This is a genomic window from Actinomadura sp. SCN-SB (assembly GCF_043906805.1).
Taxonomy (GTDB): Bacteria; Actinomycetota; Actinomycetes; order Streptosporangiales; family Streptosporangiaceae; genus Spirillospora.
In genome coordinates, this window is the sequence record NZ_JBIMPP010000003.1 from 133,174 (window position 1) to 150,369 (window position 17,196).

At 71.1% G+C, this 17,196-nt stretch carries 16 protein-coding genes; 11 read left to right on the forward strand and 5 right to left on the reverse strand.

Annotated elements, in window-relative coordinates; translation table 11 throughout:
* Window positions 1-5: 5 nt before the first annotated feature.
* The gene (locus ACGWYJ_RS03155) at window positions 6-1,013 is read right to left on the reverse strand and encodes a cupin domain-containing protein (protein WP_395103982.1); all 1,008 of its coding nucleotides are present in this window, start codon (window positions 1,011-1,013) and stop codon (window positions 6-8) included.
* Between the two features lie 85 nt (window positions 1,014-1,098).
* Here ACGWYJ_RS03155 and ACGWYJ_RS03160 point away from each other — a divergent pair, with 85 nt between their 5' ends.
* Window positions 1,099-1,866, forward strand: coding sequence for a FadR/GntR family transcriptional regulator (locus ACGWYJ_RS03160; RefSeq protein WP_395103983.1), 768 nt, complete (start codon window positions 1,099-1,101; stop codon window positions 1,864-1,866).
* Complete coding sequence (locus ACGWYJ_RS03165; protein WP_395103984.1) at window positions 1,859-2,575, forward strand: FadR/GntR family transcriptional regulator; 717 nt, start codon at window positions 1,859-1,861, stop codon at window positions 2,573-2,575. The genes ACGWYJ_RS03160 and ACGWYJ_RS03165 overlap by 8 nt, the downstream gene beginning before the upstream one ends.
* Window positions 2,576-2,581: 6 nt before the next feature.
* Here the strand turns inward: ACGWYJ_RS03165 and ACGWYJ_RS03170 are convergent, their stop codons facing one another.
* Genes ACGWYJ_RS03170 through ACGWYJ_RS03180 form a run of 3 tightly spaced genes read right to left on the reverse strand, consistent with a single transcriptional unit; the run spans window position 2,582 to window position 7,103 of the window.
* Entirely contained in the window at window positions 2,582-4,087 is a 1,506-nt protein-coding gene (locus tag ACGWYJ_RS03170) for an aldehyde dehydrogenase family protein (protein ID WP_395103985.1), read from the reverse strand.
* Between the two features lie 45 nt (window positions 4,088-4,132).
* Complete coding sequence (locus tag ACGWYJ_RS03175; protein WP_395103986.1) at window positions 4,133-5,962, reverse strand: thiamine pyrophosphate-binding protein; 1,830 nt, start codon at window positions 5,960-5,962, stop codon at window positions 4,133-4,135.
* A gap of 34 nt (window positions 5,963-5,996) precedes the next feature.
* Complete coding sequence (locus ACGWYJ_RS03180) at window positions 5,997-7,103, reverse strand: ABC transporter substrate-binding protein (protein WP_395103987.1); 1,107 nt, start codon at window positions 7,101-7,103, stop codon at window positions 5,997-5,999.
* A 161-nt stretch (window positions 7,104-7,264) separates the two neighbouring features.
* On the opposite strand from ACGWYJ_RS03180, the gene ACGWYJ_RS03185 reads away from it, so the two are divergent.
* The gene (locus ACGWYJ_RS03185; RefSeq protein ID WP_395103989.1) at window positions 7,265-8,374 is read left to right on the forward strand and encodes an ABC transporter substrate-binding protein; all 1,110 of its coding nucleotides are present in this window, start codon (window positions 7,265-7,267) and stop codon (window positions 8,372-8,374) included.
* 27 nt (window positions 8,375-8,401) lie between these two features.
* Here the strand turns inward: ACGWYJ_RS03185 and ACGWYJ_RS03190 are convergent, their stop codons facing one another.
* The gene (locus tag ACGWYJ_RS03190; protein ID WP_395103990.1) at window positions 8,402-9,190 is read right to left on the reverse strand and encodes an IclR family transcriptional regulator; all 789 of its coding nucleotides are present in this window, start codon (window positions 9,188-9,190) and stop codon (window positions 8,402-8,404) included.
* Between the two features lie 179 nt (window positions 9,191-9,369).
* On the opposite strand from ACGWYJ_RS03190, the gene ACGWYJ_RS03195 reads away from it, so the two are divergent.
* The 8 genes from ACGWYJ_RS03195 to ACGWYJ_RS03230 all read left to right on the forward strand — a co-directional run bounded on the left by ACGWYJ_RS03195 (window position 9,370) and on the right by ACGWYJ_RS03230 (window position 17,188).
* The gene (locus ACGWYJ_RS03195; protein ID WP_395103991.1) at window positions 9,370-9,972 is read left to right on the forward strand and encodes an isochorismatase family protein; all 603 of its coding nucleotides are present in this window, start codon (window positions 9,370-9,372) and stop codon (window positions 9,970-9,972) included.
* Between the two features lie 8 nt (window positions 9,973-9,980).
* Window positions 9,981-11,204, forward strand: a complete 1,224-nt coding sequence (locus tag ACGWYJ_RS03200) for an MFS transporter (RefSeq protein ID WP_395103992.1) — start codon at window positions 9,981-9,983, stop codon at window positions 11,202-11,204.
* On the forward strand, window positions 11,191-11,907 hold the full coding sequence (locus ACGWYJ_RS03205) for an isochorismatase family protein (RefSeq protein ID WP_395103993.1): 717 nt from the start codon (window positions 11,191-11,193) through the stop codon (window positions 11,905-11,907). Before ACGWYJ_RS03200 ends, ACGWYJ_RS03205 begins: the two co-directional genes overlap by 14 nt.
* An 89-nt stretch (window positions 11,908-11,996) precedes the next feature.
* A complete protein-coding gene (locus ACGWYJ_RS03210) occupies window positions 11,997-13,535 on the forward strand; it encodes a tripartite tricarboxylate transporter permease (protein ID WP_395103994.1) in 1,539 nt (512 codons plus the stop codon).
* On the forward strand, window positions 13,535-14,071 hold the full coding sequence (locus tag ACGWYJ_RS03215; protein WP_395103996.1) for a tripartite tricarboxylate transporter TctB family protein: 537 nt from the start codon (window positions 13,535-13,537) through the stop codon (window positions 14,069-14,071). Before ACGWYJ_RS03210 ends, ACGWYJ_RS03215 begins: the two co-directional genes overlap by 1 nt.
* Entirely contained in the window at window positions 14,071-15,111 is a 1,041-nt protein-coding gene (locus ACGWYJ_RS03220; RefSeq protein ID WP_395103997.1) for a Bug family tripartite tricarboxylate transporter substrate binding protein, read from the forward strand. Before ACGWYJ_RS03215 ends, ACGWYJ_RS03220 begins: the two co-directional genes overlap by 1 nt.
* Window positions 15,112-15,113: 2 nt before the next feature.
* Complete coding sequence (locus ACGWYJ_RS03225) at window positions 15,114-16,118, forward strand: tripartite tricarboxylate transporter substrate-binding protein (protein ID WP_395103998.1); 1,005 nt, start codon at window positions 15,114-15,116, stop codon at window positions 16,116-16,118.
* Between the two features lie 41 nt (window positions 16,119-16,159).
* Window positions 16,160-17,188: a tripartite tricarboxylate transporter substrate binding protein gene (locus ACGWYJ_RS03230; RefSeq protein WP_395103999.1), complete on the forward strand. Its 1,029-nt coding sequence runs from the start codon at window positions 16,160-16,162 to the stop codon at window positions 17,186-17,188.
* Window positions 17,189-17,196 lie beyond the last annotated feature (8 nt).

Sequence of the window (17,196 nt, forward strand, 5' to 3'; positions counted from 1 at the left end):
CCGGCTCAGGAGCGCGCCGCGTCGAACTCGGGCGCGTTCTCCAGGTAGGCGACGGTGTCGTAGCCAAGGTGGCGGAACAGCCGGTTCTGGGCGCTGAGCAGCATGACCTCGCTTCCGTCGTCGGCGACGTGCTGGTGGACGGTGTTCTGCGGGACGTAGATCGTGTCGCCCGCGGTGAACCTGTGCACGGTCGGTTCCTTGGCGATCCGCGCGTAGTACTTGTCGGCGATCTCCGCCTCGACCTCCCAGTGGTAGCTGGTGCCCGAGCCGGACTGCACGTAGAGCACCTCGTCGGCCATGTGCCATGCCTTGCCGGACCGGCTGCCCGCGGGGATGCGCTGCTGGTAGATGTCGACGCTGAAGCACCGGACGTCGTCGCGGGCCGGTGACAGGATGCTGCGGATGATGCCGTCCTGGGTGGTCTCCCAGGTGGTGTCGGCGGGCTTGACGACCTTCTTGCGGTCCATCACGCCGGGCGTCCAGATCCGCGACCAGTCCTCCCTCGGCCCGAACCGGTGCTCGTCCTTGACCGGGCCGCTGCGGCCCTGCTGGATGAGGCCGAAGTACATCCACATGCTCTTGGCCTTGAAGACCAGCGCCGTGGCGGTCTCGTCGCCGTCGTTGAAGTGCCGGTGGACCGAGTCGGTGTGCACGATGACCAGGTCGTCCTTCTCCCAGTCGTAGCGCTGCCCGTCGTGGATCTCGTAGCCCTTGCCGCGCAGGATGTAGAAGGCGGCCTCGTTCTGGTGGCCGTGCCCGTGGTTGGACTTGCCGGGCGGGATCTCGACGAAGTGCACCTGCAACGTCTGTGTCAGGAACGGGTCGTCACCCGGGCCGACGCGCCACCAGGTGCGGGAGTCCTTCGAGTCGCCGGAGTGGCCGACCTTGGCGTCGTCGACGACCACCTCGTCGTTGCGGACCCGGGGAGCCTTGAGCTGCGCCTCGCGGAACTCCGACAGTCCGTACTTCTCCGAGGTGATGCCGCGCAGAAAGGTCCGACCGCTCTTCGCCATGATTTAGACTCCCGAGGTTGGAGAACTGTCGTACGGAAAGAATATACTAATGACTGACCATAAGACCATAGTGAGGGAGCGTGCGATGGCATCGGAACCCGACGACGGGGGACGGGCCGTCGCGGGATTGTTCAAGCCGCTCCACGTCGTCCGCGCCTCGCATGACGTGGTCAGGCAGATCAAGGAGGCCATTCACGCCGGCCGCCTGCGTCCGGGCGACAGCCTGCCGCCGGAGCGGGAGCTCACCCAGCGGTTCGGGATCAGTCGCGTCACGGTCCGCGACGCGCTCCGCACCCTGGAGGCCACCGGGCTGATCGAGATCCGGGTCGGGGCCCGCGGTGGCGCCTTCGTCCGGGTGCCCGGACCCGAGCACGTCGGTGACGGCTTCACCAACATGATGCTGCTGTCGGACCTGTCGCCGGAGGAGGTGACCGAGGCCCGGATGATCATCGAGCTCGGCGCCGTCCCGCTGGCCTGCCGGCGCCGTACCGACGACGACCTGGCCGCGCTCGACGAGATCTGCGACCGGTCGGTCACAGCGGTCGAGGAGGGCCGTCACGATGTCGCGCTCTCCGCCGAGTTCCACATCCGGCTGGCGTCCTGCGCGCACAACGACGCGATCGAACTGCTCGTCAACTCGTTCCAGGAGCCGCTGCTGATGTCGTTGAGCCGGGCCATGGACGTCGCTCCGGAGATGGGGGCGAGGGGCGTGCGGGAGCACCGTGCCCTGGTGGAGGCGATCCGGCGCCAGGACGTCGCGGCCGCTGAGCGGCTGATGAGCGCGCACCTCGGCCGGACGGCGGCCAGGCTCGGCGGCGCCCGGACCTCCGGCGAGGCGGTCGGGAGTGACTGACGCCGGCGACCACCTCACCCCCGTGAACTCCGGCCGGGTGAGCCAGCAGATCGTCGACCAGATCGTCGCGCTGCTGCGATCCGGCCGGCTCGCGCCGCACGACCGGCTGCCCTCGGAACGGCAGCTCGCCAAGGACTTCGGGGTCAGCCGGGTCACCGTCCGGGACGCGCTGCGGATCCTGGAGGCACAGGGCCTCATGTCGGTCAAGGTGGGGGCCGGCGGCGGCGCGTTCGTCACCGCGCCGTCCGACCAGATGGTGGGGGAGCGGCTGAACGACCTGCTCACGCTGGCGCCGATCGACCCCGAGGACGTCGCCGAGGCCCGCCTGGTGATGGAGCTGGGCATCCTCGACCTGGTGCTGGCACGGGCGACCGAGCAGGACCTTGAGGCGCTGCGGGCGGTGTGCGAACGGGCCGAGCGGTCGCTCGCCGACGGCGAGTACGACCGGAGCACCGCCGAGCAGTTCCACGCGCGGCTGGCCGAGGCGGCCCACAACGGCGCGGTGGCCAGGATGGCCGGATCGTTCCGGGGACCGCTGCGCATGGCGGCGCTGCGCGCCCGCGAACCCGCGGCGGACGCGCACCAGCGCACCGTCGAGGACCACCGCGAACTGGTCGAGGCGATCGAGCGCCGGGATCGGGTGACGGCCCGGGCGGTGATGAGCCGGCACCTCACCCGGGGCACGGCGGTGGAGATCCCGGAGCCCTGAGCCCGTTCACTGCCGCAGGTTGACCACGACGCTTTTCAGCCGGGTGTAGCTGAGCAGTTCTTCGAGCGAGCTCTCGGTCCCGAGCCCGCTGTGCTTGTAGCCACCGAACGGGGTGCCGAGCGGCTTGCGGCCCGTGCCGTTGACCCAGACGGTGCCGGCTTGGAGGCGCCGCGCGGTCCGGTGCGCCCGATGCAGGTCGTCGGTCCAGATGTTGGCGGTCAGCCCGTAGTCGACGGCGTTCGCCAGCTCGACCATCTCGTCCTCGTCCTGCCAGTCCAGAACGGCCATCACCGGGCCGAAGATCTCCTCGGTGGCGATCGTCATGTCCCGCGTGACGTCGGCGAACACCGTCGGCTGGAGGTAGTGGCCGCGGTCCAGCCCGGCCGGCCGCCCGCCTCCGGCGACCAGCCGGGCCCCCTGCTCGACGCCGAGCGCGACGTAGCGCGTCACCCGCTCGTAGTGCTCGCGGAACGCCAGCGGCCCGAGGTCGGTGGCCTCGTCGTGCGGGTCCCCGACCGTCAGCGCGTTCACCTGCTCGACCAGCTCGGCGAGGAACGTCTCCCGGATGGACCGGTGCACCAGGACGCGGGAGTTGGACTGGCAGGACTGGCCCATCGAGCGGCGCAGGTTCATCCCGGCGACCGCGCCCGCGGCGGCCCGCCGCGGATCCGCGTCCGGGAAGACGATCATCGGGTTCTTGCCGCCCAGCTCCAGCGTGACGTGCTTGATGTGGTCGGCCGCGCCGCGCAGGACGGCCCGGCCGGTCGGCACGCTGCCGGTGAAGGCGATCCGCTCGACCTGCGGGTGCTCGACGAGCGCCGCGCCGACCCGGCCCGGGCCGGTGACCACGTTGAGCACTCCGGGCGGGAGCAGCCCGGTGGCCAGCTCGGCGAACCGGAGGGCGGACAGCGAGGTGTGCTCGGCCGGTTTGAGGACCACCGCGTTGCCGGCCATCAGAGGCGCCGCGCACTTCCCCGCCGCGAACTTGAACGGATGGTTGAACGGCACGATCCGGCCGACGACGCCGTACGGTTCGCGCTGGCTCATCGCGAGCTGCGCCGGCGTGGACGGCAACGTGGCACCCTTGGCCTCGCCGCCGAGACCCGCGAAGTACCGGATCTCGTTCGCCGCGGAGCGTATGTCGCCGCGGCTGCCGTTGATCGGCAGCCCCGCGTCGGCCGTGTCCAGAGCGGCGAGCTCCTCGGCCGCGGCGTCGATCCTCTCGGCGAGGGCGCGCAGGGCCGCGGCGCGTTCCGGCCAGGGACGGTCGCCCCACTCCGGTGCGGCCGTGGCCGCGGCGGCGACCGCCCGGTCCACGTCGGCCTGAGCGGCGACGGGCACCGTGCCGATGGGCTCCTCCGTGGCCGGGTCCAGGCTGACCATCGTCGAGCCGTCGGCGGCGTCGCACCACTGTCCGCCGATGTACATCTGCCGTGGTCGGGTGGGGCGTTCAGTGGCGGCGGTCATCGAGATCGCGGCGTGCGGGCCGCGGCCGCCGGCCGCGGCCCGCACGCCGCTTCCCCCTTTCTGGGACGTTGCGGACGTTGCGGGAAAGGGTCAACGCCTGGTTCTCGGTCGCGGCGCGGTGTGCACGTCGACCAGCGCCACCTGGCCTTCGTCGACGGCCCGCAGCGCGTCGCCGAGTACGGCGGGAAGGGCGGCCGGATCGGTCACGGGCCCGGCCGCCCAAGCCCCGTAGGACCTGGCCATCCCGGCCAGGTCGACCGCGGGCCCGTCGATCCGCATGCCGATCCAGGAGTTGTCCACCGGACGGCCGCGGTGCCGGGCGACCGCGTACTGGTGCTCCTCGTCGTTGTGGAACGAGCGGTTGTTGTTGACCACGATCAACAGCGGAACGCGGTAGTGGACGGCGGTCCACAGCGCGCCGGGCGCCATCAGCAGGTCGCCGTCGCCGATGATCGCCACCGGCAGCCGGCCGTCGTCGCGGGCGGCGAGCGCACCCCCCACCATCGCGCCGGGGCCGTAGCCGACACCGCCGCCGCCGCTGTGCCCGAGGAAGCTGCCGCCGCCGGGGAACTGCCAGATCCCTTCCGGCCAGCTGCGCGTGTTCCGCAGGGTGAGCAGCCACGGCCGGTCCCGGACGACGTCCCACACCGCGGCGGCCAGATACGCCGGGGCGATCGGAGCCTGACCGCGGACGCCCTCGACCGCGGCCCGCTGTCGCGCGCGCAGTTCACGGTGCCGGGCCGCCAGGCTGTCGCGGCGCCGCTCGCGAACCCGCCGGCGATCCGGCGGCTCGGCCAAGACCAGGTCGGCCACGGCGTCGCGGAGCTGCCGGAGTGCGGTCAACGGCTCGGCCAGCAGCGGCACGTCGATCGGCACCGGCGCCTGCCCGGCGTGCGACCAGCTGCTCGGTGCCAGCGGATCGAGGGTGATCGCGACCAGCTCGCGGTCGGCGGACGCGGTACCCGCGGCGCCCGGCTCCCGGGACGAGCCGACCGGCCTCACCGCGCGCAGGTCGGCGAGGTCCACGGCCAGCACGGCGTCCGCGGTGTCCAGCACGGCCGGGTCGCCGCTGAGGTTGTGCGGGTGCGCGGTCGGGAAGCAGACGGTGTTGGGCGCGTCCTGGCACGCGGCGGCGAGCAGCTCGGCGAGCTCGACGAGCGGTGCGGTGGCCTCGGCGCGCAGGCCGACCCGGCCGGCGACGATCAGCGGCGCGTCGGCCTCGACCAGCCGCCGGGCCGCGGCCAGCACCTGGTCCGGGTCCGCGCCCGGGCCGGGCTGCGGCAGGTACCGGCGGAGGTCCGGCAGGTCGAGACCTTCCGGCGGCGCGGGCTGCTCCTGCAGATCGGCGTCCAAGGTGACGTACACCGGCCCGGTGGGGGCGGTCCCGGCCAGCTGGTGCCCGCGGGCCACCCCGTCGAGCAGCGCCTGCGGATCGGCGGGCTCGTCGTCCCACTTCACGTAGTCGCGGACCAGCTGGGCCTGGTTCGCCGCCGAGTGCAGCCAGTCGATCGGGCGGCGCGCGGTGGTGGTCAGCGGGCCACCGCCGCCGAGCAGGAGCAGCGGTGCCCGGTCGCACCAGGCGTCGTACACGGCCATGCTGGCGTGCATCAGGCCGACCAGGTCATGGACCGCCGCGACGGCCACCCCGCCGGTGGCCTTCGCATAGCCGTGCGCCAGCGAGACGGCTATCTCCTCGTGCAGGCAGAGCAGCAATTGCGGATCGCGGTTGCCGCCGTGGTTCACCACCGAGTCGTGCAGGCCGCGGAAGCTGGAGCCCGGGTTCAGCGGCAGGTACTTGCAGCCGAGGGAGCGGAGCAGGTCGACGAGGTGGTCGGACACGTAACCGGCGGTCCGGTCCGCGGCCGGCCCGACCGGTACCTCGACGGGATTGCGGTCGGTGCCGGCCTCGGTGACGCTCATCGGATCCCTCCGGCCGTGGCGGCGGTGGCGCGGTTCACTTGCCCACCTTCTTGCCCTTGCGGGCGATCGCCTCGTACTCCTTGATGGCCCCGTCCTCCTCTTTCAGATACTTCTCGATGTCCATGATCCGAACGTCGGCGTTCCCGGTGTCCAGCAGGTCCTTCCGGCTGGGATCGATGTTGCTGTCGCGGAGGACCGGCTGGCCGTCGCTCAGCAGCCACTCGGCGAACAGCTGGGCGCCGGCCGGGTTGGCCGCGTTGCGCACGAGCCCGACACCGTTCGGCCGGGCGAACAGCGGCTCCACCGGCTTCGGGTCCTTCCAGGCCACCGGGGCGCCGTCGGCCGCGACCTCGGAGATCCCGTAGCTGTAGTCGCTGGTGACCAGGGCGTACTCGCCGGCGACCAGGAGCTGGCGCATCGTGGTGTGGCCGCTGGTGAACGCCGCTCCGTCGGCGATCTTGTTGAAGTAGTCCTGGACCTGGGCGGGCGTCATCCCGCCGTCGGTGGTCAGGTGGCCGCGCAGCGCCCAGTACCAGTCATAGTCCTCGATCTCCATCGCCATCTTGCCGTCCCACTTGGGGTCGGCGAGATCGGCGTAGGTGGTGGGCTGCTGGCCGGGCTTCACCAGGTCGGTGTTCCAGGCGACCGTGAAGATGTTGAACCGGGAGACGGTCCAGGTCGGCCGCTTCGACCCTTCGACCAGGTTCGCGGTGACCGGCGCGTCCAAGGGGGCGAAGGCGTTGCCGTCGGCCATCGCGACCATCTCCGGTCCGTTGGTCTCGACGACATCGGCACCGGCGAAGCCCGCCTTGACCTCTTCCAGGACGCGGTTACGGACGTTCTCGCTACCCGCGCGGTAGAGCGTGACGCGGACACCGGTGGCCTTGGTGAACGCGTCGAGCAGTTTCCGGGCGACGTCCTCATTGAGCGAGGTGTACCACTTGAGCTGCTTCTCCTTCTTCGCTAGTTCCACCAGTTTGGCGCGGCGCGCCTGGCCGTCCAGGCCCTTGACCGCCGCGGCGACCGGCGCGTAGCGGTCGCCGCCGGAGGTCGCCTGCCCGCCGGATCCCTGCTGGGCCGTCGGGGACCCGCCGCAGGCGGCGCAGAGGACGAGAACGGTTGCGATCATCAGAGCACGCATCGGGGCGCTCCTTCGCTGAGGGCTGGTTGAACACGGTACGGAGGCCGCCGGGCCCGGCCACAGCGAGGCGTCTCGAATAGTGGGCGGGTTCCGGAGGGATACGGCGGGTTCGGGGCGACCATGGTCGCGATCTCGATCACAGTGATGAGGAGCGTGATCCGATGGTGCAGTTCGCAGTGAAGGCCCCGGTCGCACGAACCGGCGTCGCCCTGGTGGTGGCCCTCTCCCTGGCGGCATGTGGTGGCTCCCCGACACAGAAGGGCGCGGGGTCCGGCGAGGACCGGGACCCGTACGCCGCGGTGCTCGGCCAGCTGAAGGGCCTGGAGGGGAACGCGCGCACGCAGAAGCTGCTGGAACTGGCCCGTAAGGAGGACAAGCTCAACGTCTACACCTCCAACACCGACCTCGCGGACCAGGCCAAGAAGTTCACCGAGAAGTACGGCATCCAGGTGAGCGTCTACCGGGCCAAGGCGAACCAGGTCCTGCAGCGCCTGCTCCAGGAGACCAAGGCCAGGCGGTCGTCGGCGGACCTCTACGACAGCAACGCGGAGGAACTCGCCACCGCGAACACGGAGGGCCTCCTGCGTCCGTACGAAGGCCCGGCCGACGACGGGCTGGTTCCCGCCGCCAAGCAGAAGGGCTGGGTCGGAAGCCGGCTGAACATGTTCACGGTGTCCTGGAACACCAAGGTGGTGAAGGAGCCGCCGAAGTCCTTCGAGGATCTGGCGGACAAGCGGTTCGCCGGGGTCACGATCATGGAGAGCCGGGCGTTCGAGTGGTACATGGCGTTGTCCCAGTACTTCGTCGGCAAGGGCAAGACCCAGGCACAGGTCGACGACCTGTTCCGCAGGATCGCCGCCAACTCGACCTCCGTCGAGGGCAACACCACACACGCCCAGTTCCTCGGCTCGGGCGAGCACGGCCTGTCGACGAGCGTCTACAACCACCTCGTCGACCAGCTGATCGAGACCGGGGCGCCGCTGTCCCGTACGCCGGTGGTGGAGCCGCTGGTCATCCGTCCCAACGGGGTGGCCCTGCTGCGCAACGCCAAGAACCCGGCCAGCGCGCTGCTCTTCATGGAATGGGTGCTCGGCGACGGTCAGCAGCTGATGATCGGCGAGCACCGCATCCCGGCGCGGGCGGACCTGCAGAAGGGCGCGCTCGACGGGGTGGAGACCGTGACGGTCGACATCGACAAGCTGGTCGCCGAAGGCGAGCAGTGGGAAGCGCGCTACGAGGACATCCTGCGCAGTGCGCGATCGGCCAAATAGGCCCCCGCCTCCGGATCGACCTCCGCGTCAGGCGCTGAGCCCGGCCATGTCGGTGGTGTCCTTCCCGACCGGATGCCACCCCAGCCGGCGCTGGATCTCGGTGGCGGTGGCCAGCAGCGGGCGCTCCACGGACCGGAACCGGCGCCGGTCGGGGAGGGTGCCCGCCGAGACGGAGATCGCCGCGACGATCTGCCCGGTCCGGTTCCAGATCCCGGTGGCCACCGACGAGACGCCCAGGAAGTGCTCGTCGTGCTCCCAGGCCAGGCCACGGTCGCGCACCGTGTCGAGTTCGGCCAGGAGCCGTTCCGGCTCGACCAGCGTGTGCGGTGTGAACCGGGCCGGCGGTCCGGCCGTGTACCGCTCGACGACGGCACGCGGCGCGTAGGCGAGCAGCACCTTGCCGGCGGCGATGGCGTGCAGCGGGCCGCGCTGGCCGACCCGTCCCGGCACGTTGGACCGGCGGTGATCCACCTTCTCCAGGCAGAGCAGGTCGTCGCCGTCGCGGACCGACAGGAGCGCCGGCAGCCCGACCTCGGCGGAGAGCCGTTCGAGCGGTGTCGCCGCGACGTCGTGCAGGCGCCGGCGCAGCGGGGCGAACGAGCCGAGCTCGAACAGCCGCAGCCCGAGCAGGTACTGGCCGTACTCGTTCGATTCGAGGACACCGGCCATGCGCAGGGTGACGAGCATCCGGTGCGTGGTGGCCCGCGGAACCCCCAGCAGGCGGGCGGCCTCGCCGGCTCCCAGCAGGGGTCGCTCGGCGAACAGATCGAGCAGCTCGAAGGCTTTCAGCACGGTGGTTGACGGGGGTGTCGCCATGGGCCACTTGCCTCCTTGCGGGGGTCTTTCCTGTGCGGGCTGCACGGATTGACACCTTTGGGCTATGACCATATGGTCTTACCATTGTGCCGTAGAGCTTGGCAAGCATGCCCTCTCCACCCCCCGCATGGTTCCCGGCAGAGGGAGCGGTCGACGGCGTCGACGTTAAGGAGCCACAGATGACAGAGCGTCTCGACCCGGCCAAGGTGGCGCTGGTCGTGTTCGACATGCTGGAGTGCTACCGGCCACGGATCGAGCAGGCCGGCGCGCTGAAACCGATCCGCGACCTCATCGGGCACTGCCGGCGGCACCGCGTACCCATCTGTTACGCGCGAGCCGACCACCGTCCTGACGGCGCCGACGCCAACCGCACCCTCACCGACACCGACGAGGGCTTCACCCCGTGGGGGCCCGAAGGTCAGCGGTTCGGGTTCGCGCACCCGCCCGAGTCGATGGCCGTGCTCGCCGAGTTCGCGCCACAGCCCGGTGACTACGACGTGCCCAAGCATCGGTGGAGCGCGTTCCACCAGACGCACCTCGACCTGAGCCTGCGCAGCCGCGGCGTCGACACCATCGCGCTGGTCGGCGGCTCCACCCACGTGGGCATCGCCAGCACGGCGTTCGCGGCGCGCGACCTCGACTACCAGGTGATCGTGGTCTCCGACGGGCTGACCGGCCACGAGCGGCAACGGCACTTCTTCATCGAGCACGTGTTCCCGCGGATGTGCCGTGTGCGAACCGTCGACCAGGTGGTCGCGGCGCTCGATGCCGGCGCCGCCTGAGGCCGCCCATGGCGATCCCCGCACCGCTGCGGAGCGGCAGATTCGACCTGTACTGGACGGGCGTCGTGCTGACCGAGATCGGCACCCGCGGCACGTTCATGGCGAATCTCTTTCACATGTACCAGCTGACCGGCTCGACCCTGCAGACCGGCCTGATCGGGCTGTTCCAGGCGGTCGCGCTGATCGTCCTGTCGCCGCTCGGCGGCGCCTGGGCGGACCGGGTCGACCGGCGCCGCATCGTGCAGTTGATGCAGTGCTTCTCGCTCCTGGTCAGCCTCGGCCTGGCGGTCCTCACGCTGACCGGGACGATCCGGCCGGCGCTGATCCTGGTCGCGGTGCTGCTGAACACCGCCGCCGAGACCTTCGACCGGCCGGCGCGCCAGGCGATCATCCCGGCGCTGGTCCCCGAGAAGGACCTGGTCAAGGCGTTCGCGCTGATCAACCCGTCCCGGGAGGTCGCGATCCTGGTCGGCCCGGCGCTGGCCGGGCTGCTGATCGCCGGGTTCGGGCCCGCCGGGATGTACCTCGCCGACGTCGCCACCTTCCTGGTGCTGGTCGTCATCATGCAGGTCCTCAGGGTCCCCGCGCTCCCCGGGGAGACCCGTCAGGTCAGTGTTCTCACCAACATCCGGGAGGGATTCGCATGGCTGCGGCAGCGATCACTGATCCTCCAGCTGATCGGGCTCGACCTGGTCTGCACGCTGTTCGGTGCCTACCGCGCGGTGCTGCCGGCGCTGGCGACCGACGTGCTGCACGTCGGAGCGTCCGGCTTCGGCCTGCTGGCCGCCGCGCCCGCGGTCGGGGCGCTGATCGGATCGGCGCTGGTGTTCCCGCTGATCGACAAGGTGCGGTCGGGCGTGCTGGTCCTCGGCTCGACCGCGGCGTACGGGCTGATGGCGATCGGGCTCGGGCAGGCGCCGATACTGCTCCTGGCCTTGGCCGCCGCGGTCGGCCTCGGCCTGTGCGACGCGCTGCACACCACCATCCGTCACGCCGCGGTCCAGATCGAGACACCGGACGCGATGCGCGGCCGGGTCACCTCGACCTACCAGATCGCCTCCCGGGGCGGTCCGGCGCTCGGCGACCTGAACATCGGCGGCGTCGCCGGCCTGCTGGGGCCCGCGGCCGCGCTCAGCCTCGGCGGCATCGTGCCGATCGCGGTCGCCTCGCTGGTGGCGGTCAAGGGCCGGCTGGTCCGTGGCTACCGGGTACCGGCGCATGAGTCCGCCTGAGGCACCGCGAACGCACTGCTGGGACGACCTGATCGGCCCGCGGGAGCGGCTCGTCGCGAGCAGGTACGGCGGCGACCGTACACCGGGAGGCAGACCGGCGCTGCTCCTCATCGACTGCTACCGCAAGGTGTTCGGCGACCGCCGGCAGCCGGTCGAGGAGGCGATCGACAGGTTCCCGGCGACCTGCGGTACGGCGGCCTGGGACGCCCTCGGACCGCTCGAAACCGTGCTCGCCGCCGCCCGTGACGCGGGCGTGCCGGTGCTGCACACGACCGGCGAATCCCGGCCGCAGGGCCGGGTCGGCGCGACCACCCAGCGCCGCCGGCGGCCGGGTGAGGACGAGGCGGCCGGCTACGCGTTCGTCGAGCCGCTCACTCCGCTGCCGACCGAGTCGGTGGTCGTCAAGAGCCGGGCGAGCGCGTTCTTCGGGACGCCGCTGGCCACCTGGCTGCGGCAACTGGACATCGACACGCTGGTGGTCGCCGGAGAGAGCACCAGCGGCTGCGTGCGCGCGAGCGTCGTCGACGCCTACTCGCTCGGCTTCCGGGTCCTCGTGGTCGAGGAGGCCGTCTTCGACCGCAGCGAGCTCTCCCACAAGGTCAACCTCTTCGACATGCATCTCAAGTACGCCGCCGTCACCCATCTCGACACGGTCGTCGAGTACCTCAAGGGCGTGGGCGCGCGGTCCGAAGGCTGCTCATGAAGTGAGACAGGTGCCTCTACGACGAGCGTGAACCTGTCGTACGGTCGCCCGACATCGGGGGTGTCAGGCCATCCGACAAGAAGGTGCCGATGCTCGAGGCGTTCTTTTCCAGCTTCCTTCAAGTGCTCGAACCGGCGACGTTCCTGCTGGCGTTGCTCGGCATCGCGATCGGCTTCATGGTCGGCATCCTGCCTGGCCTGGGCGGTGCGGTCACCCTCGCTCTGATGCTGCCGTTCATCTACGACATGGAGCCGGTGCAGGCGTTCGCGTTCCTGCTCGGCATGTGGGTGGTGACCGCGACCACGGGCGACATCACCTCGGTGCTGCTCGGCGTGCCGGGCGAGGCCACCTCGGCCGCGGCGGTCCTCGACGGCTACCCGCTGACCAAACGGGGGGAGGCCGGCCGGGCGCTCGGCGCGGTGCTGTTCAGCTCCGCGATCGGCGCGCTGCTCGGCGCCGTCTTCCTCGCCCTCTCCGTGCCGATCGTGCGGCCGCTGGTGCTCGCCCTCGGACCGCCGCACTTCTTCATGCTGACCCTGCTCGGGCTGACCTTCGTCGTGACGCTGTCGGGACGCGACACGCTCAAGGGCTTCCTGATGGCGTCCCTCGGGATGCTGGTCGCGCTGGTCGGCATCGACCCGCAGGCCGGCGTGCCGCGCTACACCTTCGACCAGCTCTACCTGTGGGATGGCATCGACCTGGTGCCGCTGGTGGTCGGGCTGTTCGCCGGCGCCGAGGTGCTGCAGCTGATGCTCAGCAAGACCTCGATCGCCCATCGCCGCCCGACGGGCAGGCTGGCCGGGGTCGGCGCCGGCGTACGTGACACGCTGCGTCACTGGTCGGTCGTGGTGCGGTCCAGCGCGATCGGCGTCGGGATCGGGCTCATCCCCGGGATGGGCGGCACCGTCTCCCAGTTCATCGCCTACGGCGTCGCCCAGCAGACGTCCAAGAAGCCCGAGCGGTTCGGCAAGGGCGCGATCGAGGGCGTGATCGCCGCCGGCGCCAACAACAACGCCAAGGACGCCGGGTCGCTGATCCCGACCGTCGCGTTCGGCCTGCCCGGCGGTGTCGGGACCGCCGTGCTGCTGGGCGCGTTCCTGATCACCGGGCTGAACCCCGGGCCGGAGATGCTGACCACGCACGTGGACGTGACCTTCTCGATGGTCTGGATCCTGGTGCTGTCGAACCTGATCGCGGTCGCCGTCTCGTTCCTGCTGCTCCGGCATCTGGTCAAGCTGACGTTCATCCCGGGGACCTGGCTGGTGCCGTTCCTGCTCGTGTTGCTCGGCATCGGCGCGTTCACCGCCAACAACAGCTTCAACGACATCCTCGTGATGCTCGCGGCCGCGGTGTTCGGCGTGATCGCCATCCACTGGGGCTGGCCGCGGGTGCCGTTCCTGCTCGCCGTGGTCCTGGGCGGGCTGGCCGAACGGTACCTGTTCCTGTCCCACTCCCTGGAGGGCTGGTCCTGGCTGAACGACCCCGCGGTCATCGCGATCGGGGGATGCCTGGTCCTGGTGTTGCTGTGGCCCCGGATCCGTGCCCGGCGCCGGCGCCGCGGCGGCGCGGGCGTGGACACGGCCGCCGACTCGTCCGCCCCCGAGAAAGACATCGTGAGAGGTGGCTGATGCCTTCGACCGACGACATCGCGCCCGCCCGGATCCGGGCCGGCGACGTGGTGATGACCGTGATCCTGCTCGGCGTCTTCTCCGGTGCCTTCCTGCTCGCGCTGGACTGGCCGTTCCGGGCGGCGTTCTTCCCGAGGCTGCTGTCCATCGCGGGCATCTGCTTCTCGGTTCTGAAGCTGATCGAGTTCGCCGTCCTGCTGTGGCGGCCCGCTCGGTCCGGGCCGGTGGAGCCGCCCGCCGCCCGGCCCGTGCCCGCCGACGACGAGGAACAGGACGACCAGAGCCTGGAGTACGTCTTCGGCAGCGCCGGTGCCCGGGCCTGGGCCGCGGCCGTGGCGTGGGTGGCCGCGTTCTTCGTCGGCCTGTGGCTGGTCGGGATCTATGTCATCGTCCCCGTCTTCACCCTCGCCTACCTGCGCACGGCCGGTAAGGCGAGCTGGCCCGCCGCCGCGCTGTACGCGGCGGTGGCGGGCGGCGTGCTGTGGCTCGCCTTCACCCGTCTTCTCGCTGTGCCGATGCCGGCTGGAGTCCTCTGATGAAAACCACCATGCCCACACTGCTCGCCGCGACCGCCGTGACCGTGTCGCTGCTCGGCGCCTGCGATGCCTCGGGAACGACGACCACGACCGGTGGCGCACAAGGCTGCGCGGCTTTCGAGGGGGAGACGATCTCGCTGGTCGTGCCGTTCAGTCCCGGCGGCGGCTACGACTCCTACGCCCGCATGATCGCGCCGGAGCTGGCCTCGCGGCTCAAGGCCAAGGTGATCGTGGAGAACCGGGACGGCGCCGGCGGCCTGCTGGCGATCAACTCGCTGGTGACCGCCAAACCGGACGGCAAACGCCTGGCGATCATGAACGCGGTCGGCGTGGGCGGCGCCGCGGTCGCGGAGTCGTCGAGCGTCCGGTTCGGTCTGGACAAACTCTCCTACATCGGCCGGGTGGGCGCCTCGTACCACATCTTCTCCACCTCGGCGAAGAGCCGTTTCAAGAGCTTCGACGACGTGATCGCCGCCGATCGCTTCCGGTACGGGTCGACCGGTCCCGGCGCCGCCGACTTCGTCAACGGCCAGTTGCTCAAGGCGATCTTCCGGCTCCGGGCGGACATCGTCACCGGCTTCGAGGGGTCGGAGGAGAACGAGCTGGCGGTCACCTCCGGGAAGGTCGACGGGATGACCGGCGACTTCGACAGCCGGCTCCCGGCGATCCGCAACGGCGACCATCGGCCGCTGCTGCTGCTCGGCCCCGAGCGGGACCCGCAACTGCCCGGCACGCCCGCGCTCATGGAACTGCAGATGACCCCGCAGCAGCGCGCACTGGCGCAGGCGCAGGTCGACCTGCTGTCGCTCGGCCGACCCATCGTGGGTCCGCCGGGAATCCCGGCGGACCGCCTGAGCTGCCTGCGCACCACGTTGCAGAGCCTCCTGCAGGACAGCGCCTTCGCCGACAAGGCGGCCAAGTCAGGGCGTCCGATCAACTTCATGTCCGGCGCGGACGTCGACCGGCTGGTGCGGCAGGTGCTCTCCGCGCCGCCGGAATTCCGATCGATCATGAAGAACGCCTACGCGGGAGAGAGATGATCATGAGACGGGCAGCGGCCCTCACCGCCGTCGTCATCCTGCTGAGCGGCTGTGGCGGCCAGTCCACCACGGGCGGCGGCCAGGACGAGCTGAAGGGCAAGAGGATCGACTTCGTGGTGCCCTACGAGCCCGGCGGCGGGTACGACGTCTACGTCCGGTTGCTGGCGCCGGCGATGGAGAAGTGCACCGGCGCCACCGTCGTGGTCCGCAACGAGCCGGGCGCCGGCGGCCTGGTGGCGACCAGCAAGACCTTCGTGGCCAAGCCGACCGAGCTGCGGCTGCAGATCGTCAACACCGTCGGCGCGGTCAGCAGCCAGATCGCCCGGGACGAGGGCGCCCGGTACCGGCTGGAGCGGTTCAGCTGGCTGGGCCGGGTCTCGACCGAGCCGAACGTCCTGGTGGTGGCCGCCAACAGCAGGTTCCGGACCTTCGACGACATCCTCAAGAGCAAGGCCCCGATACGGTTCGTCGCGACCGGCCCCGGCAGCAACGAGTACATCAACTCCGTGATCCTGCCCAAGGTGTACGGCTTCCCGGGCACCGTGATCACTGGTTTCGCCGGGTCCGGCGAGGCGCGCGCCGCCGTCCTCTCCGGGAAGGCGGACGCGCACATCCTGCCCCTTGACAGCCAGCTCGCGGCGCTTCGGTCCGGCTCCGTGCGGCCGCTGCTGGTCATCGGCCCGAAGGCGGGCGACCCGGTCGGCGACACGCCGACGACCGCGGACTATCCGCCCGCGAACCCCGCGCAGAAACCGATCATCGACGCGCTCGTCGCGCTGGCCGCGACCGGCCGCGGGGTCGTCGGGCCGCCGGGCATGGACGCCGGCCGGCTGACCAGGCTGCGGGCGGCGCTGGACTGCGCGCTGAAGGACCCCGGCGTCGCCCAGGCCGCCGCCCGCCAGAAGCGGTCGATCGTGCCGCTCTCCGGCCCCGAGACGGCACGGATCGTGGGCGCGGTGCTCTCGTCGCCCGAGGCGTTCCAGCGTCTGGTCCGCGAGGGGGCGTGACCGGTCCCGAACCGGGCCGAACGCACAAGCGAAAGGCACTCATGAGGAAACTGCTACGTGCGGTCGCCGTGCCGGCCGCCCTCCTGCTGGCCGGCCTCACCGCCGCCTGCGGCGAGGGGCAGGTCACCGGCGGTGGCGGCGGCACGCCCTTCAAGGGAAAGACCATCCGCTTCGTCGTGTCCTACGGGCCCGGCGGCGGCTACGACATGATCGCGCGCGCCATGGCGAAACACCTGGAGAAGCGGCTCGGCGCCACCGTGGTGGTCGAGAACCTGGACGGCGCCGGCGGGCTGCTCGCCGCGAACAAGGTCTTCTCGGCGAAGCCGGACGGGCTGACCATCGGCATCTTCAGCGGCCAGGGCATGGCGGGCGCCGTGCTCGGCAAGGCCAAGGGCGCGACCTTCGAGCTCCCGAGGTTCGGATTCGTCGCGCGGGTGGCGGCCGACCCGCGCGTCCTCAACGTCCGCGCGAAGGGAACCCACACCTCGATCGACGCGATGCGCGCCGCGCGCGGGGTGCGGTTCGCCAGCTCCGGGCCCGGTGGGTCGGAGCACATCGACGCGACCGTGCTGTTCCCGGTGCTCGGCATCGACGGCAGGATCATCACCGGCTACAAGGGATCGGCCGAGACCGAGCTGGCGGTGACCTCCGGTGACTGCGACGCGACCAGCGGCACGCTGAGCACCAGGCTGCCACCGATCAAGAGCGGCGAGCAGCGCGCCGTGCTGGTGATCGGCGCCAAGCGGGTGCCGGAGCTTCCCAACGTTCCGGCCCTCTCCGAGATCAGGCTCGACCCGGCGAACGCGACGCTGGCCAAGGCGCACATCACCATGCAGGAGATGGGCCGGCTGGTACTGGCGCCTCCCGGCGTACCGGAGGACCGGCTCGCGGCGTTGCGGCGGGCCTTCGCCGCGGTCAGCAAGGACCCGGCGTTCCTGAACTCGATGAAGCAGGCCGGTCAGCCGATCGAGTTCGTCGACGGCGCGCAGGCCAAGAAGGTCGCCGAGTCGGTGCTGCGCGCCCCGCCGGCGTACCGGGCTCTGCTGGAGAAGTCGTACCGGGGACAGTGAACGGGGGC

Excerpts from the sequence above, each read along its gene's own strand:
- ACGWYJ_RS03160 (WP_395103983.1), top strand. The coding sequence starts at position 1,099 with ATGGCATCGGAACCCGACGACGGGGGACGGGCCGTCGCGGGATTGTTC.
- ACGWYJ_RS03190 (WP_395103990.1), bottom strand. The coding sequence starts at position 9,190 with ATGGCGACACCCCCGTCAACCACCGTGCTGAAAGCCTTCGAGCTGCTC.
- ACGWYJ_RS03175 (WP_395103986.1), bottom strand. The coding sequence starts at position 5,962 with ATGAGCGTCACCGAGGCCGGCACCGACCGCAATCCCGTCGAGGTACCG.
- ACGWYJ_RS03230 (WP_395103999.1), top strand. The coding sequence starts at position 16,160 with ATGAGGAAACTGCTACGTGCGGTCGCCGTGCCGGCCGCCCTCCTGCTG.
- ACGWYJ_RS03155 (WP_395103982.1), bottom strand. The coding sequence starts at position 1,013 with ATGGCGAAGAGCGGTCGGACCTTTCTGCGCGGCATCACCTCGGAGAAG.
- ACGWYJ_RS03200 (WP_395103992.1), top strand. The coding sequence starts at position 9,981 with ATGGCGATCCCCGCACCGCTGCGGAGCGGCAGATTCGACCTGTACTGG.
- ACGWYJ_RS03225 (WP_395103998.1), top strand. The coding sequence starts at position 15,114 with ATGAGACGGGCAGCGGCCCTCACCGCCGTCGTCATCCTGCTGAGCGGC.
- ACGWYJ_RS03180 (WP_395103987.1), bottom strand. The coding sequence starts at position 7,103 with ATGCGTGCTCTGATGATCGCAACCGTTCTCGTCCTCTGCGCCGCCTGC.
- ACGWYJ_RS03205 (WP_395103993.1), top strand. The coding sequence starts at position 11,191 with ATGAGTCCGCCTGAGGCACCGCGAACGCACTGCTGGGACGACCTGATC.
- ACGWYJ_RS03195 (WP_395103991.1), top strand. The coding sequence starts at position 9,370 with ATGACAGAGCGTCTCGACCCGGCCAAGGTGGCGCTGGTCGTGTTCGAC.
- ACGWYJ_RS03215 (WP_395103996.1), top strand. The coding sequence starts at position 13,535 with ATGCCTTCGACCGACGACATCGCGCCCGCCCGGATCCGGGCCGGCGAC.
- ACGWYJ_RS03185 (WP_395103989.1), top strand. The coding sequence starts at position 7,265 with ATGGTGCAGTTCGCAGTGAAGGCCCCGGTCGCACGAACCGGCGTCGCC.
- ACGWYJ_RS03210 (WP_395103994.1), top strand. The coding sequence starts at position 11,997 with ATGCTCGAGGCGTTCTTTTCCAGCTTCCTTCAAGTGCTCGAACCGGCG.
- ACGWYJ_RS03220 (WP_395103997.1), top strand. The coding sequence starts at position 14,071 with ATGAAAACCACCATGCCCACACTGCTCGCCGCGACCGCCGTGACCGTG.